At 68.7% G+C, this 26,715-nt stretch carries 19 protein-coding genes and 1 riboswitch; of the genes, 8 read left to right on the top strand and 11 right to left on the bottom strand.

Going from position 1 to position 26,715, the window contains the following annotated elements; translation table 11 throughout:
• Positions 1 to 196: 196 nt before the first annotated feature.
• The 4 genes from infB to truB all read left to right on the top strand — a co-directional run bounded on the left by infB (position 197) and on the right by truB (position 5,205).
• Complete coding sequence (gene infB, locus V6D00_13970; protein HEY9900276.1) at positions 197 to 2,944, top strand: translation initiation factor IF-2; 2,748 nt, start codon at positions 197 to 199, stop codon at positions 2,942 to 2,944.
• A gap of 66 nt (positions 2,945 to 3,010) precedes the next feature.
• Complete coding sequence (gene rbfA / locus V6D00_13965; protein ID HEY9900275.1) at positions 3,011 to 3,382, top strand: 30S ribosome-binding factor RbfA; 372 nt, start codon at positions 3,011 to 3,013, stop codon at positions 3,380 to 3,382.
• Entirely contained in the window at positions 3,372 to 4,355 is a 984-nt protein-coding gene (locus V6D00_13960; GenBank protein HEY9900274.1) for a bifunctional oligoribonuclease/PAP phosphatase NrnA, read from the top strand. The genes rbfA and V6D00_13960 overlap by 11 nt, the downstream gene beginning before the upstream one ends.
• Positions 4,333 to 5,205, top strand: a complete 873-nt coding sequence (truB, locus tag V6D00_13955; GenBank protein HEY9900273.1) for a tRNA pseudouridine(55) synthase TruB — start codon at positions 4,333 to 4,335, stop codon at positions 5,203 to 5,205. Before V6D00_13960 ends, truB begins: the two co-directional genes overlap by 23 nt.
• Here truB and V6D00_13950 read toward each other — a convergent pair.
• Genes V6D00_13950 through metH form a run of 3 tightly spaced genes read right to left on the bottom strand, consistent with a single transcriptional unit; the run spans position 5,202 to position 11,268 of the window.
• Positions 5,202 to 5,897, bottom strand: coding sequence for a hypothetical protein (locus tag V6D00_13950; GenBank protein ID HEY9900272.1), 696 nt, complete (start codon positions 5,895 to 5,897; stop codon positions 5,202 to 5,204). The two genes, truB and V6D00_13950, sit on opposite strands and share 4 nt — an antisense overlap.
• 51 nt (positions 5,898 to 5,948) lie before the next feature.
• Positions 5,949 to 7,775 carry a bifunctional homocysteine S-methyltransferase/methylenetetrahydrofolate reductase gene (locus tag V6D00_13945; protein ID HEY9900271.1) on the bottom strand — a complete coding sequence of 609 codons (1,827 nt, stop codon included), beginning with the start codon at positions 7,773 to 7,775 and terminating at the stop codon, positions 5,949 to 5,951.
• 4 nt (positions 7,776 to 7,779) lie between these two features.
• Positions 7,780 to 11,268, bottom strand: a complete 3,489-nt coding sequence (gene metH, locus V6D00_13940; protein HEY9900270.1) for a methionine synthase — start codon at positions 11,266 to 11,268, stop codon at positions 7,780 to 7,782.
• A 61-nt stretch (positions 11,269 to 11,329) separates the two neighbouring features.
• Positions 11,330 to 11,433, bottom strand: a riboswitch (SAM riboswitch).
• 327 nt (positions 11,434 to 11,760) lie between these two features.
• On the opposite strand from metH, the gene V6D00_13935 reads away from it, so the two are divergent.
• Together V6D00_13935 and V6D00_13930 are read left to right on the top strand one after the other, a co-directional pair.
• A complete protein-coding gene (locus V6D00_13935) occupies positions 11,761 to 13,212 on the top strand; it encodes a methyl-accepting chemotaxis protein (GenBank protein HEY9900269.1) in 1,452 nt (483 codons plus the stop codon).
• A complete protein-coding gene (locus tag V6D00_13930) occupies positions 13,209 to 13,634 on the top strand; it encodes a hemerythrin domain-containing protein (GenBank protein HEY9900268.1) in 426 nt (141 codons plus the stop codon). Before V6D00_13935 ends, V6D00_13930 begins: the two co-directional genes overlap by 4 nt.
• A 55-nt stretch (positions 13,635 to 13,689) precedes the next feature.
• On the opposite strand, the gene leuS is transcribed toward V6D00_13930, so the two are convergent.
• On the bottom strand, positions 13,690 to 16,110 hold the full coding sequence (gene leuS, locus V6D00_13925; protein ID HEY9900267.1) for a leucine--tRNA ligase: 2,421 nt from the start codon (positions 16,108 to 16,110) through the stop codon (positions 13,690 to 13,692).
• 141 nt (positions 16,111 to 16,251) lie between these two features.
• Between leuS and V6D00_13920 the strand changes: the two genes are divergently transcribed.
• Positions 16,252 to 16,692 (top strand): Hsp20/alpha crystallin family protein, encoded by a 441-nt coding sequence (locus tag V6D00_13920; GenBank protein ID HEY9900266.1) that lies wholly within the window; start codon positions 16,252 to 16,254, stop codon positions 16,690 to 16,692.
• A gap of 8 nt (positions 16,693 to 16,700) precedes the next feature.
• Here the strand turns inward: V6D00_13920 and V6D00_13915 are convergent, their stop codons facing one another.
• Positions 16,701 to 18,287, bottom strand: a complete 1,587-nt coding sequence (locus V6D00_13915) for an ATP-binding protein (GenBank protein ID HEY9900265.1) — start codon at positions 18,285 to 18,287, stop codon at positions 16,701 to 16,703.
• 82 nt (positions 18,288 to 18,369) lie between these two features.
• Positions 18,370 to 20,049 carry a hypothetical protein gene (locus V6D00_13910; protein ID HEY9900264.1) on the bottom strand — a complete coding sequence of 560 codons (1,680 nt, stop codon included), beginning with the start codon at positions 20,047 to 20,049 and terminating at the stop codon, positions 18,370 to 18,372.
• A 178-nt stretch (positions 20,050 to 20,227) separates the two neighbouring features.
• Between V6D00_13910 and V6D00_13905 the strand changes: the two genes are divergently transcribed.
• The gene (locus V6D00_13905) at positions 20,228 to 21,715 is read left to right on the top strand and encodes an AAA family ATPase (protein ID HEY9900263.1); all 1,488 of its coding nucleotides are present in this window, start codon (positions 20,228 to 20,230) and stop codon (positions 21,713 to 21,715) included.
• A gap of 61 nt (positions 21,716 to 21,776) precedes the next feature.
• On the opposite strand, the gene V6D00_13900 is transcribed toward V6D00_13905, so the two are convergent.
• The 5 genes from V6D00_13900 to V6D00_13880 all read right to left on the bottom strand — a co-directional run bounded on the left by V6D00_13900 (position 21,777) and on the right by V6D00_13880 (position 26,697).
• Complete coding sequence (locus V6D00_13900; protein HEY9900262.1) at positions 21,777 to 22,307, bottom strand: hypothetical protein; 531 nt, start codon at positions 22,305 to 22,307, stop codon at positions 21,777 to 21,779.
• Between the two features lie 2 nt (positions 22,308 to 22,309).
• A complete protein-coding gene (locus tag V6D00_13895) occupies positions 22,310 to 23,209 on the bottom strand; it encodes a hypothetical protein (protein ID HEY9900261.1) in 900 nt (299 codons plus the stop codon).
• Between the two features lie 21 nt (positions 23,210 to 23,230).
• A complete protein-coding gene (locus V6D00_13890; protein HEY9900260.1) occupies positions 23,231 to 24,289 on the bottom strand; it encodes a hypothetical protein in 1,059 nt (352 codons plus the stop codon).
• A 21-nt stretch (positions 24,290 to 24,310) separates the two neighbouring features.
• Complete coding sequence (locus V6D00_13885; GenBank protein ID HEY9900259.1) at positions 24,311 to 25,945, bottom strand: hypothetical protein; 1,635 nt, start codon at positions 25,943 to 25,945, stop codon at positions 24,311 to 24,313.
• A gap of 176 nt (positions 25,946 to 26,121) precedes the next feature.
• Positions 26,122 to 26,697, bottom strand: a complete 576-nt coding sequence (locus V6D00_13880; GenBank protein HEY9900258.1) for a hypothetical protein — start codon at positions 26,695 to 26,697, stop codon at positions 26,122 to 26,124.
• Between the last annotated feature and the right edge of the window lie 18 nt (positions 26,698 to 26,715).

Genomic DNA, 26,715 nt, shown 5'->3' with positions numbered 1-26,715 from the left:
AGGCGCAAGGGCGCGGAGCCTACGTCCACCGCCGCGGGCGGTGCGTCGAGGACGCGCTCAAGCGACGGCAACTCGATCGGGCATTGCGGTGCCATGTTCCAGCTGAGCTGGCTAAGAACATCGCCGCCCTCGGCCAAGAGCACGAAGGCGGGGGGCGGTCCGACGGATCATCCGTCGGCTAGGAGGAAGGAAACACATGCGGGTACATGAACTGGCCAAGAAGCTCAACGTCCCAAGCAAGGACATGATCACGGTGCTGCACGACCTGGGCTTCATGGAAATCAAGAACAACTTCAACGTCCTGACGACGGCCATGGAGAAGGCGGCGCTGGAGAAGGTCCTGGGCCCCACTCAGCCCTCGACGCCCTCCAAGCCCAAGGTCGCGATCCACCGCCCTGCCCAGCCGGTGCAGCCGCCGCAGCCCAAGCCCGCCGAGGTCGCGGCCCCCGTCGAGGCCCCCGAGCCCGTCGAGGCCGCCGAGCCGAGCGTCGCCGCCGAGGCCAAGCCCGTCGAGGCCGCTGCCCCCGGCGCGCCTCTGCAGGCCCCGGCCCGCCCCGCTGCCCCCAGCGCACCCGGCGCACCCCAGCCCCCTCAGGCCCCCGCCCCCCAGGCGCCGGCCCCGCTGCGCCCGGCTCAGGCGGCCGCTCAGGCGCACCGCTCGGTGACCCCCACCTCGCGCCCGACGCCGCCCTCGCGGCCGGCCGTCACCCCGCCCCTGCCCCCCGCGGCCCACGAGCGCGGGCCGGTGCCGCAGTTCCGCTCGACGCGGCCTGCCCAGCAAGCGCAGGCTCAGCCCGCTCCCCAGGCCCCTCACGCGCCCCAGGCGCCGGCGGCCCACGGCGCTCCGGGCGCTGCGGCGCCCATGCGCCCCGGCGTGCCAGGGGCCCCTCAGCCCCCGCGTCCCTCGGCGCCCCAGGCGCGCCCCACCGCTCCCGGCCGGCCCGGCCCGGGCGGCCCCGGCCGGCCGGCAAGCGCCGGCGGCCCCGCCCGCCCCGCGGGCGGCGCCCCTGCCCCCGCGGCCCCCGGCACCGGCGGTCCTCGGCCCGGCCATGGCGGCCCCGGCCGGCGTGACGCCTGGAAGGACAAGGACCGGGAGAACACCCAGAAGGTCATGGAGTCCGGCGGCAAGCGCGGCAAGCGCGGCCGTGGACGCGATCGCCACGAGGCAGAAACGGCAGGCAACTTGGCCACGTTGACCAAGCACATCAAGCTCTCGGGCTCCATCACGGTCAAGGAGCTCGCCGACAAGATGGGCGTCAAGGAGACCGAGATCATCAAGCGCCTCTTCATGAAGGGGATCATGGCGACCATCAACCAGACGCTCGAGCTCGAGACCGCCGAGATGATCGTCACCGAGCTGGAGTACACCTTCGAGCTGGTCAACCCCAACGAGGAAGAGGCCGTCGTCGAGGTCGAGGTCGAGGACGAGGCCGATCTGGTCCACCGTCCGCCGGTCGTCACCATCATGGGCCACGTCGACCACGGCAAGACCTCCCTGCTTGACGCCATCCGCAAGACCAACGTCACGGCGGGCGAGGCGGGCGGCATCACCCAGCACATCGGCGCCTACCAGGTCAAGATCAACGACCAGATCATCACCTTCCTCGACACCCCGGGCCACGAGGCGTTCACCGCCATGCGCGCCCGCGGCGCCAAGGCGACCGACATCGCGGTCCTGGTGGTGGCGGCCGACGACGGCGTCAAGCCCCAGACCATCGAGGCCATCAGCCACGCCAAGGAAGCCGGCGTCCAGCTCCTGGTCGCCATCAACAAGATCGACAAGCCCGGCGCCAACCCCGACCAGGTCAAGCAGCAGCTGACCGAGTACGAGCTGGTCGCCGAGGAGTGGGGCGGTCAGACCGTCATGGTCCCGGTCTCGGCCAAGCAGAAGATCGGCCTCGAGAACCTGCTCGAGATGATCCTGCTGGTGTCCGAGGTGCTCGAGCTCAAGGCCAACCCCAAGAAGATGGCCAAGGGCATCATCATCGAGGCGCAGCTCGACAAGGGCATGGGCCCCGTGGCCACCGTGCTCGTCCAGAACGGCACCCTCAAGGTCGGCGACAACTTCGTGGTCGGCTCGATCGCGGGCAAGGTCCGCGCCATGATCAACGACAAGGGCCGCCGGGTGAAGGAGGCGGGCCCCGCGATGCCCGTCGAGGTGCTCGGCATGCCCGCCGTGCCCGCCGCCGGCGACGTGTTCCAGGTGGTCGAGGACGAGAAGACCGCCAAGAACATCGCCTCCCAGCGCGCCGAGTACGATCGCCACCAGCGCCTGAACGCCACCCGCCACATCTCGCTGACCGACGTCTACAGCCGCATCCAGGAAGGCAAGATCAAGGACCTCAAGGTCATCCTGAAGTCCGACGTGAAGGGCTCGGCCGAGGCGCTCGAGAGCAGCCTCTCCAAGATCACCGCCAAGGACGGCGACGTCCAGGTCCGGGTCATCCACTCGGGCACCGGCGACATCTCGGAAGCCGACGTCATGCTCGCCGCGGCCTCGGACGCCATCGTCATCGGCTTCAACGTCAAGGCCAACGACGCGGCCCGCGCCAAGGCCAGCGCCGACGGCGTCGACATCCGCGAGTACAACATCATCTACAAGGCCATCGAGGACATGGAGGCCGCGATCAAGGGCATGCTCGAGCCCGAGTACGAGGAGGTCTTCCTCGGCCGCTCCGAGGTCCGGGCCATCTTCAAGGTGGGCAAGCAGGACGTCATCGCGGGCTGCATGGTCAAGGAAGGCAAGATGCAGCGCGGGGCGATCGCCAAGGTCATGCGCGGCACCGAGGAGCTCTACAAGGGCAAGCTCGACAACCTCAAGCGCTTCAAGGACGACGTCAAGGAAGTCGCGACGGGCTACGAGTGCGGCATCTCCTTCGATGGCTTCAACAACCTGCAGGAGGGCGACGTGATCGAAGCCTACCTGATGCAGGTCAAGCAGTAGCCAGGCTCCCTGGCCCCGGGCGGCGCCAAGGCCCGCCCGGGGCTCACTTTCCGAAAGCAGGCCATCATGGGCAACCAGCGAGCCGAACGAGTTTCCGAGGTCATCAAGGATGTGGTCGCGGATGCCATCCGGCGCCTCAAGGACTCCCGCATCACCGGCATGGTCTCGATCACCGACGTCGAGGTCTCGGGCGATCTTCGCCACGCCAAGATCTTCGTCTCCATCTACGGCGACGAGCCCACCCAGGCCCTGACCATGGAGGGCCTCAGCTCGGCGGTCGGCTTCATCCGCTCCGAGGTCGGCAAGGCCGTCAAGCTGCGGGTGGTGCCCGAGCTCCACTTCAAGCAGGACCGCTCCATCGAGCACGGCGCCCACATCCACGACCTCCTGGCGCGCATCAAGCGCGAAGGCGGCGAGCCGGAAGGCCATGGCGAGTAGCCTTCCTTCCGAGATCGCGGTCCTGCGAGAGGGGGGGCCCACCGCCTGGGTGGTGGCCTCCCACATGAACCCGGACTGCGACACCCTGGGCTCGGCGATCGCCATGAAGCGCCTGCTGCGCGCCTTCGGCCACCGGGTGATCCACGTGTGCCCGGACCCGGTGCCCGATGCCTACCGCTTCCTGCCGGGGACCGACGAGGTCGTCACCGAGCTGCCCGCCGACCTGCCTTCGGACGCCGGCCTGGTCACCCTGGACGCGGCGGACATGGGCCGGTTCGGCAGCCTGCGGGCGCGCCTCGAGGCCTTCGGCCTCATCGTCGACGTGGACCACCACGTCTCGAACCCCCGCTTCGGCCACGTCAACGTGGTGCTCGAGGACGCGGCGGCCACGGGGGAGGTGGTCTATCGCCTCTACGGTCACTTCGGCGTCCCCATCGACTCCGAGGCCGCCATCGGCATGTACGTGGCGCTGGTGACCGACACCGGCAGCTTCGCCTACGAGGCGACCAACGCCACCTCCCACGAGATGGCGGCAAGCCTGATCCGCGCGGGCGTCCAGCCCGGTGCCATCTCGCGCGCCCTCTTCGAGCAGGTGCCCCTGGCCGAGCTCAAGATCAAGGCCATGGGCCTCGCGAGCGCGACCATCACGAGCGGCGGCCGCGTCGCCTACACCACCATCACCCGCGCCATGCTCGACGAGGCGGGCGCCAAGGAAGAGCACACCGAGGGCCTCGCCGAGCGGCTGCGCGCCGTCAAGGGGGTCGAGGTCTCCTTCTTCCTGCGCGAGACCGCCAGCGGCGATCTCAAGGCCAGCATGCGCTCCAAGGAGACCGTGGACGTCTCGCGCCTCGCCGCCAAGTTCGGCGGCGGCGGTCACCGCCGGGCCGCCGGCTGCACCCTCGCCCTGCCCATGGACCGGGCGGTCCAGACCCTGCTGGAAGCGATCGACCTTGAACTCAAAGCCCGCCGTTAAGTCCGGCCTCCTCAACGTCCTCAAGCCCCCGGGCATGACCGCGCACGACGTGGTCGCGGCCCTCAGGCGCCGCCTGGGCACCAAGAAGGTCGGCCACGCCGGCACCCTGGATCCCGTCGCGACCGGCGTGCTGCCCGTGGCGGTGGGCACGGCCACCCGTCTCTTGCCCTACCTGCGCTCCGGCAAGGAGTACCTGGCCGAGATCCAGTTCGGGGTCTCGACCTCCACGGGGGACTGCGAGGGGGAGATCCTGGCCGAGGAGGACTGCGCCTTCGATCGCGCGGCCCTTACGGCGGTCCTGCCGCGCTTCAGGGGTCCCATCCAGCAGCGCCCCCCTATGGTCTCGGCCGTTCACTACCAGGGAAGGCGCCTGTACGAGCTCGCCCGCGAGGGAATCGTCATCGAGGACCTGCCCCTGCGCGACGTGACGATCGAGGCGCTGGAGCTGGTGGAGTTCACCCCCGGCGCGCGCCCGAAGGCGCTCTTGCGGGTCGCGTGCTCGGCGGGCACCTACATCCGCTCGCTGGCCATCGACCTGGGCGCGGCGCTCAGCTGTCCGGCCTCCTTGGCCTTCCTGCTGAGGACCCGGGCGGGCGACTTCGACCTCGACGGCGCCTTCGCCCTGGACGAGGACATCCGCTACGCCGCCGAGGACGACTACCTCGCGCACCTGACTCGTCGGGACGCCTCGAGCGAGGACGCGCAGGCCATCGGCTACGGCCGGACCCTGCCGGTGCAGGGCGAGCCCGAGGGCGCCCTGGTGCGGGTGCACGCCCCCGATCGGTTGCTTGCCGTCTACGAGCGCCGGGGCGAGCTGCTGCACCCCCGCACGGTCTTCCCGGCCACTTAATCCCGCTTCGAGAAGACCGACTTGCGCCACAGGTCGCCGACCAGCTTGCCTATCTTCGTGACGGGCTCGGCGGGGGCCGGCTCGGGCTGCGCGGCAGGCGGGACGCTCGGCAGGGGCACGGTCCGGGAGAGCGGCTGGGTCTGAGCCGGCAGCCTCATGTGAGGGAAGAGGCTCTCCAGGATCGGAATGCCCGGGAAGACCGTGGCGAAGAAGTAGAGGGGGTAGAGACAGCCCTTGAACTTGGTGAGGCTGAAGCCCTCCACCCGGCCGACCGCGAGGTTTGCGGCCGCGAACTGGGCCTCGGCGGCCTTGGCCTCGACGAGCGCCTGCTCGGCGAGCCGGAACTGGGTGACGAGCACCTGGGCCTGCCGCAGCCGCTCGGGGGTTGCGGCGACCTGGTTGGCGAGGCGCATGGTGTACTCTCGCTCGCTCTCGACCACCCCGATGAATACCTCGTCGAGAGCCTCACTCGGCGCGATGTGGGCGGCGATCGCCCGGTCCAGGGCCTTGATCCGGGGCCGCATGGTCGAGACCACCTTTTCGCCCTGGGCGATCTCGCGCGCAAGGTCCTCGCGCCGGAGGACCTGGTCCAGGGCCCCGGTGCCCTGCGCGGAGGGCTGGGAAGGCACGTAGCCGTCGAGCGGCGCGGTGCCCCGCGCGCGCGGCGGGCCGTTCTGAGGGAACTGCGACATGGGCGCCTCCTTGCGGTCCCTCATGTACCCCGCCGGACGAGCAATCGAACGTTATTCCGCGAAGACCGCCAGCGCCAGCGGGATCTTGCCCAAGGGCGCGCTGACCTGGACGCCCTGCACCAGACCCCGGACCTCTTCGAGCATCTCGCGGGCGATCGCCACCCCCTCCTGGGCCGCCTGCCCCCGCGCCTCGGCCGCGTGCATGCGCTCCAGGACCGAGGGGGGGATCACCACCCCCGGCACCTCGTTGCTCATGAACTCGGCGTTGCGGAAGCTCGCCAGCGGCCAGATGCCCGCGACGACGGGCACCTTGAAGCCCTCGACCCTCTCAAGGAAGCGCCTGAGCTGGTCCACGTCGAAGACCGGCTGGGTGATGGCGTACTGGGCGCCGGCCTCGATCTTCCAGGCGAAGCGCTGGATCTCGTGATCGAGGTCGAGCGCCGCGGGGTTGACCCCCACGCCGAAGCAGAAGGCCGTGGGCAGGCCGATGGGGTTGCCGCCCAGGTCCAGCCCGTGGTTGAGGCGGTTGACCATGTTCGAGAGGCCGATCGAGTCGATGTCGAAGACCGCCGTCGCCTGGGGATAGGGGCCCATCTTGGGGGGATCGCCCGTGACCAGGAGCAGGTTGCGGATCCCGAGGGCCGCAGCCCCGAGCAGGTCGCTCTGCATGCCGAGCAGGTTGCGATCGCGGCAGGTGTAGTGGACCACCGCCTCGATCCCCTCCTTCTCGATGAGCAGCGAGGCCGCCATGGCCCCCATCCGGCTCTGGGCGCGCGGGCCGTCCGGCACGTTGATGGCGTCCACCCCCGCGTCCCGGATCAGGCGCACCCCTTCGAGCATGAGCTGCGGGTCGCAGCCCTTGGGCGGGACGATCTCGACCGAGGTGACGAAGGCGCCACGGGCGAGCTTGGCCCCGAAGCGCGATCGCTCGGAAAGAGGAACCGGCTCGACCAAGGGCCGGGTGCCGCGCTCCTGCACGGTCATGGCGCTAGGCTGGCGCCTGGGCGACAGGGCGCGGGCGGCGTCCGCGATCTGCTTGATGTGGTCGGGGGTCGTCCCGCAGCAGCCGCCGACGAACTTCACCCCCGCCTGGATGAGCCGCTTGGCGTACCTGGCCATGTAGTCGGGGCTCGACATGTACATCTTGCGGCCGTGGATCTCGCGGGGCATGCCGGCGTTGGGAAGGGCCGAGAGCTTCTTGTCGGTCGCCTCGGCCACCCTCTCGATGGCCTCCAGGATGATGGCGGGGCCGACCGAGCAGTTGAGGCCGATCACGTCCGCGCCCCAGCGATCGAGCATGCGCGCGGCATCCGCCGGGTCCGTGCCGTAGCTGGTCTTGCCGTCGTCCTGGATCGTCATCTGGGCGAAGACGGGCAGGTCCGTGCGGCTGCGCACCGCCTTGAGGGCCTGCTGGATCTCGCGCAGGTCCGAGAAGGTCTCCAGCACGACGCAGTCCACCCCGCCCTCGAGGAGGCCCTCGACGGCCTCGACGAAGAAGGCCTCGGCCTCGGCCTCGGAGGTGGGGCCGTAGGGCTCCAGCCGGATCCCCAGCGGCCCGACTGCGCCGGCCACGTAGCGATCCTCGCCCGCCGCCTCACGGGCGATCTCGGCCGCGCGCCGGTTGATGAGCCGTACCTGGTCGCCCAGGCCGTAGCCCTCCAGGTGCGGGCGGGTGGCGCCGAAGGTGTTGGTCTCGATCACCTCGGCCCCGGCCCGGAGGTAGGCCTCGTGGACCTCGCGGACCAGGGCCGGCTCCTTGAGGTTCAGCTCGTCGTAGCAGCGGTTGATGAAGACGCCCATGGAGTAGAGCATCGTGCCCATGGCCCCGTCGAAGACGACGACCCGGTCCTCCAAGAGGAGTGAACGGAAGTCCCGCATGGCCCTACACCCCTTCCTTGAGAAGGCGCGGGTGCGGGCTGACGCGCTCGCCCGCCTGGGGCCGGACGGCGTAGTACTTGGCCTCCGGGTGGTGCAGGACCACCGCGACGGTGGATTGCTCGGGCACCAGCTGGAACGACTCGGTCAGGGTCATGCCGATGGTCTCGGTGATGGGCATCAGGTCGAAGAGCTTGCCGTGGTCCTCCAGGTCGGGGATGGCCGGATAGCCCCAGCTGTAACGCTTGCCCAGGCCCTCCGAGAGGGCCCACTCCTTGCGGATGTGACGGTGCGCGACCTCGGCGAGGGCCTCGGCGGCCTCCACCGAGAGGCCGTGCAGGTAGTAGCCCTCCGAGTAGTCGCCCTTGGCCTGGAGGGCCTCGTTCAGCGCGGTCGAGCCCGGCCCCATGGTCACGGCCTGGAAGGCCACCACGTCCATCCGGCCCGAGCCGACCGGGGCGAAGTAGTCGGAAAGGCAGAGGTGCTCGCCGTCCGGCTGGCGGGGGAAGGAGAAGGTCGTGCGGACCTTGCCGCCCTCGGGCGAGTCGTAGATGAGCAGGGAGTCGCCGTCCGCCTGGCACGGGTAGTAGCCGTAGACCACCCTGGGCGTCAGGAAGCCCTCCTTCTTGGCCTGCAGCTTGAGCGCCTCCAGGCGCGGGTGGAACTCCTCGCGCAAGAGGCGCACCCACTCCTCGCCGTTGGTGGCGCGGCCGCCCCACGAGAGCCGGAAGAGGCTCTTGAGGTCCAGGCAGTCGTAGACCCGATCGAGCGGGATGCCCTCGATCACCTTGTGGCCCCAGAAGGGGGCCTTGGGGATCGAGACCTGCGTGCTCACCGCCGAGCGGACAACGGGCGCGACCACCGTCGAGGCCGACACCTTGGGCTTGGAAGCGGCGAGCAGAGCCTCCTCTCGGATCCTGGAAACGAAGACGTCGCGCCGGTCGGGATCGGTCAGGGCGTCCACGATGGCGAGCCCCTCGAAGACGTCGTTGGCGTAGAAGGTGCCCGGCGCGTAGAACGCGCCGTCGTCGGCGATCGCGATCCGACGGCCGAAGCTGCGGTTGATGGCCGCCCCGCCCACCATCACGGGGAAGGAGAGGCCCCGCTTGTGGAGCTCGTTGACGCAGAGGGGCATCTGCTTGGAGGTCGAGACCAGAAGGGCCGAGAGGCCGATGGCGTCCGCCCCCACCTCGATCGCCTTGTCGATGATGGTGTTGATGGGCACCTGCTTGCCCAGGTCGTAGACCGTGTAGCCGTTGTTGGTCAGGATGGTGTTGGAGAGGTTCTTGCCGATGTCGTGGACGTCGCCGTAGACCGTGGCGAGCACGATCTTGCCCTTGGTGTAGCCTTCCTTCTTCTCCAGGAACTGCTCGAGGTGCGCGACCGCCTTCTTCATGACCTCGGCGGACTGCAGGACGAACGGCAGGATCAGCTCCCCCTTGCCGAACTTGTCGCCCACGTCCTTCATGGCGGGCAAGAGCACCTGGTTGAGGACCTCGACGGGGCTCCGGGAAGCCATGGCCTCGTCCAAGAGGGCCTCGATGCCGTCCTTCTTGCGGTGCAGGATCTGGTAGTGGAGCTTCTCCTCGCAGGTCATGCCCGCGGTGGGGTCCTCGGTCGGCGCGCCGGGCGCGGTACTCGCCTTGTTGGCCTCGAAGTACGCGATGAACGCCTGCAGGGCGTCGGGGTCGCGGTTGAAGACCAGGGCCTCGGTCAGCTCGCGCTGCTCGGCGGGGATCTCGGCCAGGGGCGTGATGTGGGCGGGGTTCACGATGGCCAGGTCCAGCCCAGCCTGCACGCAGTGGTGCAGGAAGACCGAGTTGAGCACGGCGCGGGCGTGGGGGGCCAGGCCGAAGCTGACGTTGCTGACCCCGAGCACGGTCAGGACGCCCGGCATGGCCTCCTTGATGAGGCGGATGCCCTCGATGGTCGCCACGGCCGAGTCGCGGAACTCCGCGTCGCCGGTGGCGAGCGTGAAGGTCAAATCGTCGAAGATCAGCGCCGTGCTCGGCAGGCCGTACTCGCCGCAGACGATGTCGTGGATGCGCCTGGCGACCGCGAGCTTGCGCTCGGCGGTCTTGGCCATGCCGACCTCGTCGATGGTCAGCGCCACGACGGCCGCCCCGTGCTCGAGGACGTGGGGCAGGAGCGAATCGATGCGCGTCCGGCCGTTCTCGAGGTGGATCGAGTTGACGATGGCGCGGCCCGGGTTGGTCCTGAGCGCCTCGACGATGACCGAGGGCTCGGTCGAGTCGATCATCAGGGGGGCCTCGATGCCCATGGCGAGCTTCTTGACGACACGCCGCATCTGCTCGGCCTCGTCGCCGCGCTCGGTCAGCGCCACGCAGACGTCGAGGACGTGCGCGCCGGTCTCCACCTGCTCGCGGGCGACCGCGAGCACGCCGTCGTAGTCGTCGTCCAAAAGGAACTGCTTGAGCTTGCGGCTGCCCTGGGCGTTGACCCGCTCGCCGACGATCAGGGGCCTGGGGACCTGGTGCAGGCTGGTCGCGCGGATGGCGCTCGCCACGTGCGGGGTGGCATCCGGGTTCTTGGGCCCGGGCTCGACGCCCGAGACCGCCTGGACGATGGCCGCCAGGTGCGCGGGGGTGGTGCCGCAGCAGCCGCCGACCACGTTGACGCCGTACTCGGCGACGAAGGTCGCCAGGGCCTCGGCCATGGGCGCGGGCTCCAGGGGGTAGACGGCCTTGCCGTCCACGTTGAGGGGCAGGCCCGCGTTGGGGATGACGGAGACGGGCTTGGTGGCGCGCTCCGCGAAGATGGCCAGGGGTCCGCGCATGTGCTCGGGGCCGGTGGAGCAGTTGAGGCCGATCACGTCGATGGGCAGGGCCTCGAGGATGGCGATCGCTGCCGCGATGTCGGTGCCGAGCAGCATCCGGCCGCTGGTGTCGAGGGTGACCTGGACCTGCAAAGGGACGCGCTTGCCGGACTTCTTGAAGTAGCGCTGGATGCCCGCGATCGCAGCCTTCACCTCCAGGATGTCCTGGGAGGTCTCGATCAGGAGCACGTCGCACCCGCCCTCGACCAGGGGCTGGGCCTGCTCCTCGAAGATGGCGGCGAGCTGCTCGTAGGTGATGTTGCCGAGGGCCGGGTCGTCGCTGCTGGGCAGCATGCCGGTGGGGCCGATGGAGCCCGCGACGAAGCGGGGCCGCTCGGGGGTGCTGTAGCGATCGGCCACCCGGCGCGCCAGCTGAGCGGCCGCAAAGTTCTGCTCGTAGGTGCGATCGCCGAGGCCGTACTCCTCGAGCTTGGGGCGGTTGCCGCCGAAGGTGTCGGTCTCGAGCACGTCGCAGCCGACCGCCATGAAGCTGTCGTGGACCGCCTCGACCACCTCGGGCTTGCAGAGCACCAGGTACTCGTTGCAACCTTCCTTGCCGCCGTAGTCGTCCGCCTTCAGGTTGAAGTTCTGGAGGGAGGTCCCCATGGCCCCGTCATAGACGAGGACGCGGCGCTGCAGCTCTTCGAGATATCGGCTCATGAAACTCCTCGATCGCACAAAAAAAGACCCGCTCCTGCAACATCAAGAGAGGGTCGACTTCGTCTTATCTCCCAGGGTTTCCCCTGCAGGATTTGGCACCTTCTTGGTCTCCCAAGGGTTGCCGGGCATCATCGGGCCAGTCCCTCCGCCGTCTCTTGATAAGGATGTATTCAGTTGTCGGCTTCCTAACGGCAGGATACCAGGCCCCCAGGTCGACGTCAAACCCCAAACCCCGCACGGGCGGACTTTGGGGCGACGCCATGGATCGGATCAATTACTAATGATATTTTGCGTACTCATTGTACTTTTCTCAAAGATCGCATGGTAAAACGTTACATACACCGACAAGCGAAGGACTTCTCGGTAGGGTCCGTTCCATCTCGGACGCTGACGCCCCCCATTCATGCCATTCCTGCCACCCGACTCGAAGGAGCTGAAATGACCCCTCTACGCCAACTCTGGTTGCCCTGGGTTGCGGTTTGCGTCTCGTCGATGGCTGCAGGCACGCTCGCCGGGGGGTGGCTCTGGCACCACGGCGCTTGGGCGATCGCCCTGCTGCTCTGCCTCCCGCTCGGCGCAGGCCTGGGCTGGGCTGGACACCTCGCCGCCGAGCGCCATGCCCTCAAGCGCCTGCGCACGACGCTGCAAGCGATGGAGCAGCCTTCTTCCACGGCGCTTGCGACGGCCGTCGGCGATGCCCAGCTGGCAAGAGGCTTCCAGGCGCTCGTCGCCCGCCACGCAGACCTTGGCTGTCAGATGGAGGAGCTCGTCGAGCGGCTCCACCGCGGGGTCGGGCGTCTCCAAGCGGAGGCGATCGCGCTCCGGCTCAGGGTCGGCGAAGGGCTCGACGAGTCCACCTTCCCGCTGGCTGCCCTGCGGGGCGAGTTCGCTCGGGTCGCAGGGGACAGCCAGCAGATGCTCTCCGGCATGGAGGAGATGAGCGGCGCGATCGAGGAGCTGGTGGGGGACATCACCGCGGTCGGCGGCAGCGCGAGCACCCTGACCATGACCATCGAGAGCACGTCGCAGGCCATCACCCAGATGGCCGCAACCACCCAGCAGGTGCTCGAAAGCGTGACCTCGGCCTATCGGATCGCCGAGCGCGCGAGCGGTGTCGCCCAGGATGGGCAGGAGACCGTCAGCCAGACCGTCACCGGCATGGCACAGGTCAACCAGGTCATGGGGGAGATCCTGGCGGTCATCGGCCACCTCGACACCGGCTCCACGCAGGTCGGCTCCATCATCGAGGTCATCGACGACATCGCCGACCAGACCAACCTTCTGGCCCTCAACGCTGCCATCGAGGCGGCACGGGTCGGCGAAGCGGGCCGGGGGTTCGCGGTGGTGGCGGACGAAGTCCGGAAGCTCGCCGAGCGCTCGGCGACGGCCACCAAGCAGATCGGCGACATCATCCGGAGCATCCAGGGCCACATCCAACAGGCAACCGGCCTGGCCTGGCAGGGGGATCAGGCCATGCGCACGGGGCTCGAGCTCGCCGGCCGCGCCGGGGAGTCCCTGCAGGGCATCGTCAGCGAGGTCGCTCAGATGCGGGCGGTGATCGCCACCATCGCCGAGGCCACCCATGAGCAAGCCGAGGTCTCGGAGCGGATCAACGCCACTGTCAGCTCGGACGCCACCCTCTGTCTGAGCACCCTGACCCGGCAAGTGGCGGAGGCGGCCAGCAGGCAGACCCAGAAGGCCGACCACGTGACCAGCAGCCTGGACTCCCTCTACACGCTGGGACTCCAGATCAATTCCGCGAGCCAGGGAGGAGACGTCCCCGCCCCGGACTTCCCCCTCGATTCCACCTTCGCCCCCCTGGCCAGGACCCTCGAAACCTTGGCAGAGGTCCTCGCCTCCCCCGGCGACGCGAGCGTCCCGGTGGCGGCCATCGTTCCAAAGGCGCCTGACCTCCAGGCCTCGATCAGAAAGGAAGCCCCATGAGTCTCCAGATCACGACCCTCATCACCCAGCACAAGCACATGCTGGAGCTCGTCACCGCCATCAGCGGGATGAGCCCCGAGAAGGACGCGGCCGCCATCGCCACGAAGCTCGGCAGCCTGGGACAGGCGCTCACGGCCCACCTCGCGACCGAGGACCGGGACCTCTACCCAGCGCTGCGCGCTGCGGCCGAGAAGCCTGGCGCTCCCTTGAGCCTCAAGACCAGTGTCAAGACCTTCTTCGAGGAGATGGAGGGGATCAAGCCCAAGGTCGTCAGCTTCCTGGGCAAGTGGAACGCCGGCACGATCGCCGCCCAGCCGGCCGCGTTCCGCAGCGAGTTCGGCGCGCTCACCCACGTGCTCGGCACCCGCATCTCCAACGAGGAGGCCCGGCTCTACAACCTCTACTCCTCATACGTCAACTAAGCCGGATCACGAAGCGAGCGGGGCGCCCCTGTGGGGCGCCCCGCTCGCTTCGTCGTTACTTGATCACCAGGTTGACCAACCTCCCGGGAACCACGATCTCCTTGACGATCGCCTTGCCCGCGAGCTGCTCGGGGATGCCGTCGACCTGCTTGGCCAGACCCAGGATCGACGCCTGGTCGGCATCGGCCGGGACCACGACCTTGCCCTTGATCTTGCCGTTGATCTGGATGGCCAGCTCCACCTCCGCCTCGACCGTCATGGCCTCGTCGTAGGCGGGGAAGGGAACGTAGGCGAGGGTCTCGGAATGGCCCAGGAGGCTCCACAGCTCCTCGGCCAGGTGGGGCGCGAAGGGCGCGACCATCAGGACCATGGCCTCGACGATGCCCTTGGGAAGGACAGCCGCCTTGTAGGCCTCGTTGACCAGGATCATCAGGGCGCTGATCGCCGTGTTGAAGCGCAGGCCCTCGATGTCGGCGCCGACCTTCTTGATGGTCTTGTGCAGCGTGCGGTTGAGCTCGCTGGCCTCGGTCGCGCTCACGTCCTTGATGGCGGGGTTGAGGCCGTTCTCGGCGACGACCAGGCGGTAGAGACGCGCCAGGAAGCGGAACGAGCCCTCCACGTTCTGGGTGTTCCAGGGCTTTGCGGCCTCGAGGGGCCCCATGAACATCTCGTAGAGGCGCAGGGTGTCGGCGCCGTACTCGTTGACCACGTCGTCCGGGTTGACGACGTTGCCGCGCGACTTGGACATCTTCTCGTTGTTCTCGCCCAGGATCATGCCCTGGTTGAAGAGCTTCTTGAAGGGCTCCTTGGTCGACACGACCCCCAGGTCGTACAGGACCTTGTGCCAGAAGCGTGCGTACAGGAGGTGCAGGACCGCGTGCTCGGCGCCGCCGATGTAGAGATCGACCGGGCCCCAGTACTGCTCGGCCTCCTTGGAGACCGCCGCGTCCGGGTTCTTGGGGTCCATGAAGCGCAGGTAGTACCAGCACGAGCCGGCCCACTGAGGCATGGTATTGGTCTCGCGGCGGACCTCGGCGCCCGAGGGCACGGTGATGTTCACCCAGTCGTGGATGTTCGCCAAGGGGCTCTCGCCGGTGCCGCTCGGCTTGATCTCGTCGGTCTCGGGCAGCACCAAGGGCAGCATGGCCTCGTCGAGGGGCTGGATGGAGCCGTCGGCGTGGTGGACGACCGGGATGGGCTCGCCCCAGTAGCGCTGGCGGCTGAAGAGCCAGTCGCGCAGGCGGTAGTTGACCTTCTTCTTGCCGACCCCCTCGGCCTCGAGCCAGGCGATCATCTTCGCCTTGGCCTCCTCGAGGCCGAGGCCGTCGAGGAAGCCCGAGTTGACGTGGGGGCCGTCGCCCGAGTAGGCGGCCTCGTCGAGGTTCCCGCCCTGGATCACCTCGCGGATGGAAAGCCCCATGGCCTTGGCGAACTCGTAGTCGCGCTGGTCGTGGCCGGGTACCGCCATGATGGCGCCGGTGCCGTAGGTCGCAAGCACGTAGTCCGCGATCCAGACCGGGACCTCCTCGCCGTTGACCGGGTTGACGGCGAAGGCGCCGGTGAAGACGCCGGTCTTCTCCTTGGCCAGGTCCGTGCGATCCAGGTCGCTCTTGCGCGAGGCCTGCTCCTTGTAGGCCTGCACCGCGTCGAACTGCTCGGCCGTCGCGATGCGATCGACCAAGGGATGCTCGGGGGCGAGCACGCAGTAGGTCGCGCCGAAGAGGGTGTCGGGGCGGCTGGTGAAGACGGTGAAGGAGAACTTGGTGCCGGCCACCTTGAAGTCGATCTCGGCGCCCTCGGAGCGACCGATCCAGTGACGCTGCATCTCGAGGACGCTCTCGGGCCAGTCGAGCTCGGCGAGGTCCTCGATCAGGCGATCGGCGTAGGCCGTGATCTTGAGCATCCACTGGCGCATGGGCTTGCGGACGACCGGATGACCGCCGCGCTCGCTCTTGCCGTCGATGACCTCCTCGTTGGCCAGCACCGTTCCGAGGGCCGGGCACCAGTTGACGGGGACCTCGGCCACGTAGGCGAGGCCCTTGTTGTAGAGCTGGAGGAAGATCCACTGGGTCCAGCGGTAGTAGTCCGGGTCGGTGGTGCTGAACTCGCGGTCCCAGTCGTAGGAGAAGCCGAGGCTCTTGATCTGGCGCTTGAAGTTCGCGATGTTGCGCTTGGTGATCTCGCGCGGATGCTCGCCGGTATCAAGGGCGTGCTGCTCGGCGGGCAGGCCGAAGGCGTCCCAGCCCATGGGGTGCAGGACGTTGAAGCCCTTCATGCGCTTGTAGCGCGAGACGATGTCGGTCGCCGTGTAGCCCTCGGGGTGGCCCACGTGGAGGCCCGCCCCCGAGGGGTAGGGGAACATGTCGAGGACGTAGTACTTGGGCTTGGACGCATCCAGGGTGGCCTTGAAGGTCTTGTGGGCATCCCAGTAGGCCTGCCACTTGGGTTCGATGACGGACGGATCGTACTTCGACATGGGCTCCTCAACTCGTGATAGGGACTGGCACAAGCGGCCAGGCGATTGGATCATGATACCAAAGCCCCGCCCATTGCGGAAAACACCAATTGCTTGCTAAAATGACCTGACAGCACCCCGCTCATACACGGAGGATGAACGATGGATCGTTTCAACCGCTGGCAGAACGTCTCCCCGGCGCTTTTGCGCACCCTCGACGACCTGCGTACCGAGTTCCAGCAGGCGCTGGGGCCCGCCGCGATCCCCGCCGGCAACTGGTCGCCCGCCGTTGACGCGTTCGAGACCGAGGCCGAGTGGGTGTTCCTGGTCGAGCTCGCGGGCCTCAAGCAGGAGGACATCCGGCTTCTCCTCGACGGCGACGAGCTGACGCTCGCGGGAGAGCGCCCCTACGCGGAGCCCGAGGGCGCCAAGGCCCATCGCGTCGAGCGGACCTACGGCTCCTTCCAGCGCACCTTCCGGCTGCCGAGCGGCACCAACCACGAGCGCCTCAAGGCGAGCCTCAAGGAGGGCGTCCTGACCCTGCGGCTGCCCAAGGTCGAGGCGGGCCGCTCCCGTTCGATCCCGATCAGCATGGAAGAGTAGCCGGGCGCCTAGGCCGGGCGCAACCTCAGGATCGCCCGGGTCCCCTCGCCGAGGGTGCTTGCGATTGCAAGCTCGCCTTCCATGCCCTCGGCGAGTTGCTTGGCGAGCGTCAGGCCGATCCCGGTCCCGCCGTAGGCGCGCGTGCTGCTCGAGTCCCCCTGGTAGAAGCGATCGAAGATCCGCGGCAGCACGTCGGGCGCGATGCCGATGCCGGTGTCGCTCACCTCGATCTCCACGGCGCCCTGCGCGCGCCTCGCCCGGACCCTCACGCTCCCGCCGCTTCCCGTGAACTTGGCGGCGTTGTCGAGCAGCTCGCTCAGCACCTGGTGGACGCGCGCCGGATCCCCCCAGACGGGGGGCAGGTCGGGCGAAAGAAGGAGCGAGAGCGCGAGCTCCTTGCGCTCGAACTGAGGCGCGAGCTCGGCGATCTGGCCCTCCAGGAGCTCGGCCACGTCGACGGGCTGGGCGTGGATGCGCAGTTCGCCCGCTTCCAGCCGGGTGTAGTCGAGCAGGTTGCGCACGATCCGCGTCAGCCGCGCGGCCCCCTCGAGCATCTTGTCCACGGCCGCGCGCTGCTCGGCGCTCAAGTCGCCGAGCAGGCCTTCGCTCAGGGTCGAGCCGTAGCCGGTCACAAAGTTGATGGGGGTCAGCAGCTCGTGGCTGACCACCGAGAGGAAGTCGCTCTTGAGCTTGTCGAGCGATCGCAGCTCCGCGACGGTGGCCTCGAGCTCGCGCTTGGCCTCCTCCAGCGCGGCGGTTCGCTCGGCCACCTTGCGCTCGAGGCCCGCGTTGGCCTCGCGCAAATCGCGGGTGAGGCCCTCGAGCGAGCGGGCCATCCAGGCCAGGGCGTCGTACAGCTTCCGGACCTCGGTGATGCCCCGGACCTCGCGGCTCGGCGGCATGAGCGCGAAGTCCCCCCCCGCGAGCCGGTCGGCGGCCTGGCCGAGCTCGGCCAGGGGCCGCGAGAGGTCGCGCGCGAGCCGCGCGCCGACCCAGAGCCCGAGCATCAGGGCCAGGACGCCTCCTGCGCCGAGCAGGGCGAGCGCGGTGTTCCGGCGCTGCGCGATGGCGGCGCGCGCCTCGACGAGGTGCCGACGGTTGTAGACGACCAGGGCGCTCGCGGCCTGCGAGAAGCGGTCGTAAGCCAGCAGGGACTCGGTGACGTTGAGGTGCTGGGCCTCGGCGACCCGCCCCTCGGCCAGGCGCACGCGGATCTGGTGATCGATCGCGATGAAGGCCTTGTAGGCCCGGTCGATTTCGGCGAGGTGGCGCCGCTCGACGGGCGTGTCCGCGACGGCCAGGATGCCCCGATAGTAGCCGTCGAACTCCTGGCTCGTCCGATCGAACTCGGCCATGGCGCTCCTGGCCCGGCCCGGCATCGACGCCTCGAGGAAGTAGACGTACTCGAGCGCCTCCAGGTTGCGCGCCAAGGAGAGGAGCTCCTCGCCCCCCACGATGGCGGGCAGGGTCCTGTCGAAGGCCCGATCGGAGGCGAGGGCCGCGAGGTAGCTCGCCGTGATCGCCAGCGCCAGGAGCGCCGCGAGGATGGCGAGCACCGGGCTGTAGCCGAGGAGGATGCGGGACTGAACGCGCATGGGGCCTCCGAATCACCAGGCCCCCATTGTTCACGATCGCCGCGGGCGTTGAAAGCGCCGCTAGCTCGGTGGGCGCCCGCGGCTAGCTCGGGGATAGATCCTCGGCCTCGCTCAGGCTCAGGTCGTCGGCGCGCTCGAGGACCTCCGGCTGCGTCTCCTGGCCGATCTCGCGCATGTGCTTGTTCTGGACGACCTTCTCGACCCGATCGATGCCGTCCTTGTTGAGGATCACCCGCAGGCGGTGGTAGACCGGGTCCGCGAGCCTGCCGTCCGGACCTATGGCGGCGACCCTGAAGACCACGTTGACGTGGTAGACCTTGGGGGCCATGACGACCTCGAAGCGGCCGGTGCGCGGGTTGAAGCGCGACACCTTGACGTGGGGGTCCGACAGGCGGCGCAGGAGGTTGGCCACCGAGTAGCGAAGGATGTGCTTGACGTGCATCCGGCGCGAGTGGGTCGCGTGGATCCGCCGGGCCTCGAGGGTCATGTCGTGCCGGTAGGAGAGGACCTCCTCCTCGCGGGCCTCGTCCAGGTCGATGGTGTGGGTGAACTCGCGCACCCGGCGGATGTCGGCGGCCAGGCGGCGCTTGCGCTCGTAGCGGACCGTCTGGCGGCACGAGCCGATGCGCTGGCGCGTCATGGGGTCGGTGATCGTCATGCGCTGGTCCGGCAAGAGGCGCTGCACCTGGGTGGCCACGTAGTCCTTGAAGAACTCCTTGATGCGGTCCTTGAGGATGTAGACCAGGACCACGATCAGGATGAGCGCCGCGGTCGAGACGCCGTGCAGCTGCACGTTGACGTTGCGATCGCCCAGCGTGCTCCAGAAGGCCGCGAGCCCCGCCCCCAGGGCCGCCACCAGGCCCCGGTAGCGGCGCACCTCGCGCACGGTCTGCACGTCCAGGAAGAGGACCTCGGCCAGGTGCTTCTTGAGGGCGCCCGTCCGGTAGGTGTACCGCTCGAACGACTGGAGATCCGAGCTGGACAGGCAGACGAAGCCCTCCTCCTGCCGGTAGAGGGCCTCGTAGGAACCGAGCCAGCGCAGGCGCTCCTCGAGCTCGGCGGCCGCGTCGCCCAGGGGCGAAAAGGCCTCGTGGATCTTGCCGAGGTTCTCGTCGAAGCGATAGGTGAGGTACTCGTCCACCACCCGCAGGGCGTCGAGCACGGCCCCGGGGAGGCTCGCCTGGTTGTCGGTGTAGGCGCGGCGCAGCCCCCGATAGCGCATCAGAAGGGCGTGCTCGGCCTCGAGGCGCAAACGCAGATCGGCGATCGCCTCGGCGAAGCCCGGGGTCGGGCGCGCGAAGCGGGAGAGGGCCTTGACGAGAGTCCTGGCCTGCTTGCGCAGGTCGCGCCAGTTGGCGATCAGGATGCACCCCAGGAGCTTGGCCTCGTGGACGGTCGAGGTCTCGAGCGCGGGGTCGGGGACCGGCAGCTCCACCAGCTGCTTGAGGTTGAAGCTGAGGACGTTGAGAGGCGAGAGGGGGTTGAGCGGATCCGCCAGGGCCTGGCTGTCGAGGTCGGGGGTCTTGAAGCGCAGGTAGCTCAGGACGTCCTTGAAGAAGTCGTCCTTGCCGTAGGAGAGGGCCGAGACCCCCAGGCTGGAGGGCAGGAAGAAGAAGGCGTCCACGCGGAAGCGCACCCGGCCGTCCGGGCGGACCAGGGCGGGCGAGGCGTCGTAGTTGAAGGCGATCTCGAAGTGCTGCCGGTCGTGAAGGTCGATGTGACTTTCGCTCAAACGATCCGGCTGCAGCGCGTCCTGTCCCATGGCGGCCGCCCCCTCGCGGCAGGTACCCGACGGCGGGTTCCTCCCTCTATACCCGATTCTCGCCGCTTCCCTCCCTTCGGCCCTGGTCAATTCTGGGGAGGGTTTTTGGCGCCACGGGAGAACGGGGAAGGTTTGCTTGAATGCTACGATTCCGGGGCCCCAATCGAGGAGGTGTCGCATGCTCGAGATCCTCATCCAACTCGCCCTCACCTTCGTCATGATCGTGCTGTACGCCGTGGTCTTCTGCCTGGTGTACGCGCGGGTGATGGGGGGGATGTTCAACCGCGCCAAGTTCGACCCCAGCCGCGAGACCAACCACGACGTGCGCTTCACGGACGTGCTCGGCGTCGACGAGGCCAAGCGCGAGGCCCAGGAGGTCGTCGACTTCCTCAAGAACGCCAAGGACTTCGAGCGGATCGGCGCCAAGATCCCCAAGGGGATCCTGCTGGTCGGGCCGCCCGGCACCGGCAAGACCCTCCTGGCCAAGGCGATCGCCAACGAGGCCGGAGTGCCATTCTACTCTCTTTCCGGCGCCGACTTCGTCGAGGTCTTCGTGGGAGTGGGCGCCAGCCGGATCCGCTCCCTCTACAAGAAGGCCCGCAAGCACCCCGCCGCCATCGTCTTCATCGACGAGATCGACGCCCTGGGGCGCTCGCGCAGCAGCAACCAGTTCGGCGGCCAGGAGGGAAACAACACCCTCAACCAGTTCCTGGTCGAGCTGGACGGCTTCGGGCGCGACGCCAACGTGATCACCATCGGGGCGACCAACTTCGAGGAGTCGCTCGACGCGGCCCTCCTGCGGCCGGGCCGCTTCGACCGCAAGATCCACGTGGGGCTGCCCGACCTCAAGGGGCGCGAGGCGCTGCTTGCGCACTACGCCCGCAAGGTGAAGCTCGACCGCGGCGTGGACCTGCGCGCCCTGGCGCGGGCCGCCGCCAACATGAGCGGGGCGGATCTGGCCTCGGTGGTCAACGAGGCCTCGATCCTCGCCGTGCGGGGCCATCGCTCGCAGGTGCGGCACGAGGACTTCTCGAAGGCCATGGAGCGCCTGGGGATCGGGCTGGAGAACGCCGGGCAGCTCCTGAGCCCCGACGAGCGCCGGGTGGTCGCCTTCCACGAGGCGGGGCACGCGGTGGTCGGCCTGCGCACCCAGCCCCACAAGCGCCTGCACAAGGCCTCGATCATCCCCACCGGCCGCCACGCCCTGGGCTACACCTGGTCGGTAGAGCGCGAGGACCGGCACCTGGTCACCCGCGAGGAGTACGCCTCGGAGCTCGCCGTGCTGATGGGGGGGCGCGTCGCCGAGGAGATGGTCTTCGGCGAGGTGACCAGCGGCGCCCACTCGGACCTCAAGCGCGCCACCAAGATCGCGGAGCTGCTGGTCTGGGAGCTCGGGATGCTCGGGGGCTTTCCGGTCAACTACAAGGAGCTGAGCTGCTCCGAGGCCACCCGCGAGCGGCTGGACCGGGCCGTCGAGCAGCTCCTGCGCGAGGCCTACGAGCAGGCCCGCGAGGTGCTCGTCGAGCGCCGATCGGACCTGGATCGCCTCGCCCAGGGCCTCCTGGACCACGAGGTCCTCTACGAGAACGACATCCAGGCCGTCCTGCGCGGGCTGAGGCCCGAGCGCAACGCCCCGGACGGCGATCGCAACGAGTGGGTGGCCTGAACGCCTCGAAGCGCGCGTCCCCCGACAAGGCTGTCGAGGGACGCGCGCTTCGAGGACCAAGCTAACCGGGCGGATTTTCCGAAGGGGGCGGGACTTCCGGTTGTTCCTCGGGCGGCCAAGGTTCCGGGGGGTGCGGCGGCAGCGGGCTCAGCGGAATGAAGTCCGTACGACCCCGGCTGTCCATCCAGAGCTGGATGTAGGCGTTGCTCCGCTGCCCGAGAATCAACGGGACGAGCGCCTCGCCCGTTCCGATGAAGTCCTGCCCACGGTAGAGGTCGATGCGCACCGTCGCATCCCCTTCCGGCAGGTCGTCGATCGCCCCGTCGAACTCCTCGGCCATCACGTCCACCGCGATCGGCACCGTGATCGAGGGCTTCCCCGGAATCGTGATGCTGACGGTCGCCCCCGTCGCCTCGAAGATTTGCGCTTGGATCCGACGCGGCGCGGCGAAGCGCAGGGCGAGCGAGGCCTTCGGGGTCACGGCCGGGACATTCGAGGAGCCGGTGGGCGTCGCGGCGCACCCTGCGGCGAGAAGGGCGATCGCCGCCGCGCATCCCACGCCCCGGGACGAGAACCGTTGCTTGTGTGCCATGGCTACCACCCCTTCAGCGTCATGCGCGAAACGAAGACGAGCTCCCCGCCGCGGGCTTCATAGATATCCTCGCGCAGCAGGCCGTGCGTCGGGGAGTACCAGCGCTTGAAGCGATACGTGCGCACTTGCTCGGAATCCCAGGGATCTGGGTAATCGTTTTCCCAGGTCCAGGTGCGAACATTCGCCGGCCAGGCAGGAACCTCGGAGGGCGCGACGGCGGCATGATCCGGCACGGTGGTAAGGGGATCCTCCTCTTCGCCCGCCTCGCTGCCGGGCTGTTGCCAGTAGCCTTCATCGAGCTTGTAGCGCAGGATGCCACTGTCGTTCCAGTAGGTGACCGACCGCGTCGCATCGTTCGCGAGGGTCTGTTCGAACACCCACCTCTCCTCGATCCCAAGCGAGGGCATGGCCTCGAACCCCGGCTCGGAACGAACGTCCTTGAGGCGAACCCTGGCGTTACCCAGGTCGAGATCAAGGGCGCTCGTCCCGTCCTGCAAGACGAAGGAGAACGCGTTGTCACCGGGTTGGATGTTGAAAGCCTTGATTTGCTGATCGAGGGTGCGTCCCCCTCTCGCAAGCGAGACCGTCAACCGCGCCTGGCCGGGCTTCAGCCCGGTGAAACGCGCCTCACCCGCCGCCGACAGGGTTTGCTCCTGGGTGCGCGGTGCCGCCCCATTGCCCTCGAAGGCTTCGAGCAGCACGCGGATGGTGGCCGCATCGAGCGTCTGTGCGCGATACGTGCCCTGGACGCGGACCTTGAGACTCCCGAGCTGGACGCCTTGCTCCTGACGCAGGGGTTCACCCGCCGGCCAGGGCATCCCGCCCATGCCCGAGCAACCGGCGAGCGACAGCGATAGCGCCACCAGTGCGAATAATCGATTCCACATGATGAACCTCTTCATTTCGACGGATCCTCGGCGGCGCTAGGCGTTCGAAGCGCTGCCGGGCACCGCGGAGAGCACGGGCAGAGACGCAGACAAGAGTTCCATCTCGCGCGTCTCGCGTGCCGGCCCGTTGGGGGTCGCTCTGAGGCGGACATCCCGGACCTTGATCACGCCGACGCCGGGCTTGAACCAGACCTCACGCCGAGCCCCCGCCCAGGGATCCTGCTCACCAAGGGGGTAATACGGGCGACGAGTGGTACAGCCGTAGCGGATCACCTCCGGCAGGGCGGGGTCGGGCGCGAGCTGGTAAACCGGCCCCTCCAGGGCGATCATGAAGGCGTAGAGGGAATCCCCCCAGCGGAGGTTCGTCTCATCCAGGACCTCGCCCCCTTCCAGGATCTCCGCGCCCCCGTACCAGCTCTCGGCGAAATTCTCCCAGATCAGGCGAATGGTCTGGATCTTGTCCGGCTGCCCGGATTCGCGCACGCGATAGACCCACTGGCTGCCCGAGGCCTCGTTGCCGCCCGTGAGGTAGCGATCCTCGAGCTCCACGTAATAATCCCCCGCCTCGCGCGAAGGCGCGAAGGGGCCCGGATTCACCCCGACGTCGATCATCAGTTCGGCGGCGTTCAAATCCGTCAGCGTGATCGACACGCTGAAAGCCACGCTGTCCAGCAGGCGGATATCCGTCTTCCGGCCCTCCGCCAGTCGTTCGTTCGTCTTGCTGTAGGCGACCGCCTCGAGGGTGAGCGTTCCGAGCGAGGGGTTCAGATCGAAGGTGAGGGCGCTCGGGGTGTTCGGCTGACCGGCGGCCGGTCGATTCGCCGTTTTCTCGCCTACCTTGGCGCCGTTCGCATCCCGGATGGTCACCACGATCTTCTCGGTGGCCTCCGGGATGGCCTGGGTCGCGAGACCCTTCCGCTCGGGCCAGCGAATGGTGAGCATCAAGCCGCTGGTGTGAGGGGCGGGTGCGATCGCCGAAGTATCGGACGCCTCGCTCGTGGCAGCCGGGGGCAAGCCGAGGCGATTCGGCGCGACCGTCGTGCAACCGGCCAAGCTCATGGCGAGCAGAAGTTCCCAGCGAAGGATTCGCTTCATTCTCACGTCTGACATCCTCCGCTACTGAATCTCGGCGCCAAGCCGGCTCTTGCGCACGACCTGGACTTGGACCTTGGCCGACACCGTGGCGCTGTCCGTGGCCGCGAGCGCGTAGATGTCGTAGGGGCCGACCGGCGCCCCCGGCAAGACGCGCAGCTGGCGATTAGGCGCATCGACCCGCACGTGCGCCGAGGGCGAGGCATACCACGCCACCAGGCCGAAGTCGGTGGAGGTCGTCTTGTTGTTCATCTCGAGGTTGAGCCCGATCGAGGCGGTCGAGGCGCCGATGAGCGTTGCCCCCGGCGGCAGGTCCCCTTCGGGCGGCACGACCAGCTCCAGTTGCGACACCGAGAGCGAGACCTTCTTGACCCGCACCGGGGTGCTCAGGACCTCGAGGGGCCCGACCTGGAAGGAGCGGTCCCCGTGCGAGGCCCGCAGCGTGATCGAGCCGGGCGTCGCGTTCGAGGAGACGACGAGCAGGCTGCCCACGACCTTGACGCCCGCCTTCTCGGTCACAGGCGACCAGGCCGGCTCGAAGACGGTGTCGTCCGTGAGCTTGGCGTTCGCCTTGAGGAGCAGGGCCGTCGGGAAGGCGGCGGGGTCGCTGACGTCCTCGCCATCGACCCTGAAGGGGATGTAGACCTTGGTCGGGAACATCGAGGCCGCCTCGAAGACCTTGAGCGCCGTCGGGGCCTTGACCGGGATCGGGGTGATGCCCGAAGGCGGCGTCGGGGTGGGGGTCGCCGTCGGCTCGGCGGGCTCCTGCTCGCCGCCCTTGCGGGTGTTGACCGAGGGATCGAAGCTGGTCTGCGCCGCCGCCAGCGCATCCGCCGCATCGCGCAAGGCCTTGAGCGCGTCGGTCGTCTGCTGCACGAACGAGATCCGCTTGAGGGCCTGCTGCACCTCGTCGAGCTTGGTGGTGTCGGTGTTGAGGAGGACCTCGACGAGGGCCTCGGGCTTCGCCTCGAGCACGGTCTTGGTCGCGGCGACAGCCTCGGCGACCTTGGCCACGTCGACGGTCTTCAGGTTGCCGCCCTGGGCGTGCGCGACCGTCTCGGCGACCAGAGTGGTGGCCAGGTCCAGCTTGAGCTGGGCCTTCTCTTGCTCGGGCTTGTCCACCTGGTCCTTGCCGACCTTGGTGATGGCCTTGAACTGTCGGTCCTGGCCCGTGGCGTCCTTGAACCTGGCGACGATGGTGTAGACCTTGTTGACGTCCAGCTTGAGCCGGACGGAGCCCTGGTCGTCGGTTCGGCCGACGACCGGCTCGCCGCCGGCGGCGGGATAGGCGATGACCTCGGCCCCCGGCACCGGCACCTCGGCGTAGAAGTTCTCACCCTCCTGGATGCGGTAGCCGGCCTGCGCGAAGTAGCCCGCCGCCTGCTGCAACCCTGCCGCCTGCTGCAAGCCCGCTGCCTGCTGCAAGCCCGCCGCCTGCTGGAGGCCCGCCGCTTGCTGCAGCGAGGGCGCGGTCACCCGGATGGGAGCGACGGTTGCGAGGGAGGCGACGGTCACCAGGTTGCTGGCCGGGGGCTGAGTGGTGCCCGTCTTCTGCCAGTCCATCCCGGACTGGGGGCAGCCGGCAAGCGAGAGGGCAAGGGCGAGGGGCACGGCGGCGCGACGGGCGAGCGCGAGGCGCGAGGACTTCGGTTCCGGCATGTCGGTTCTCCAGGGCATGGGACAGCATCTCGCTCGGCTCGATGGCAGCAAGCGAGGGACCATTATCCTATTACCCGAAGTAAGCCGCCCTTATTACGGGTGGGGCGACGAGCCCCCTACCCAGGCTGAAAGGCGCCCCCATCAGGGGGCGCCTTTCAGCCTGGAGGACGAGCCGCTTACGGAGCCGGCTCGGGGGAGGGGACCCAGCCGGGGGACGGCTGCGGCCCCAGCGGCGTGAGGGGCATGTAGTCCGAACGCCCCGTGCTGTCCAGCTTCACGTGGACCTGAACGTAGCTCCGGCGCCCGACCAGCAGCGGCACCACGGCGTCGCCGACGCCGATCACCCGTCCATCCTTGTCGTAAGCCTCGACGCGGACCCTCGCGTCACCCGGGACCAGCTCCGAACCCGTCTGCCTGGAGAAGTCGACCGCATCCAGGATGGGGGGTTCGCTCGGCGGCGGCGGGGGCCCATCGAAGGAAGGCGTGGGCGACGCGACCGGCGCAGGGGCGATCGAGGGGGTCGCCTGGGCCACGAAGGTCCGGTCCGCGACCGTGAGGCTGACGGTCGCGCCTGCCACGTCGCTCGCCACCGCCTGGACGCGACGCCCCCAGTCGATCTTGAGGGAAAGGGCCGGGGCCGTCTGCGGGGCGGTCGCGACCCCGGGGGCGTCGGGGGTCACCGGGATCACCGCGCAACCGGCGATCGCCAGCGAGAGGGCCGCAGCCGAGACGAAAAGCTTCGAAAGTTTCATGCGCTTCCTTCCCATCCT

It is taken from the genome of Pantanalinema sp., assembly GCA_036704125.1.
Taxonomy (GTDB): Bacteria; Cyanobacteriota; Sericytochromatia; order S15B-MN24; family UBA4093; genus JAGIBK01.
The sequence above is the reverse complement of the archived record's forward strand: the minus strand, read 5'-3'. Positions and strand labels throughout refer to the sequence as shown.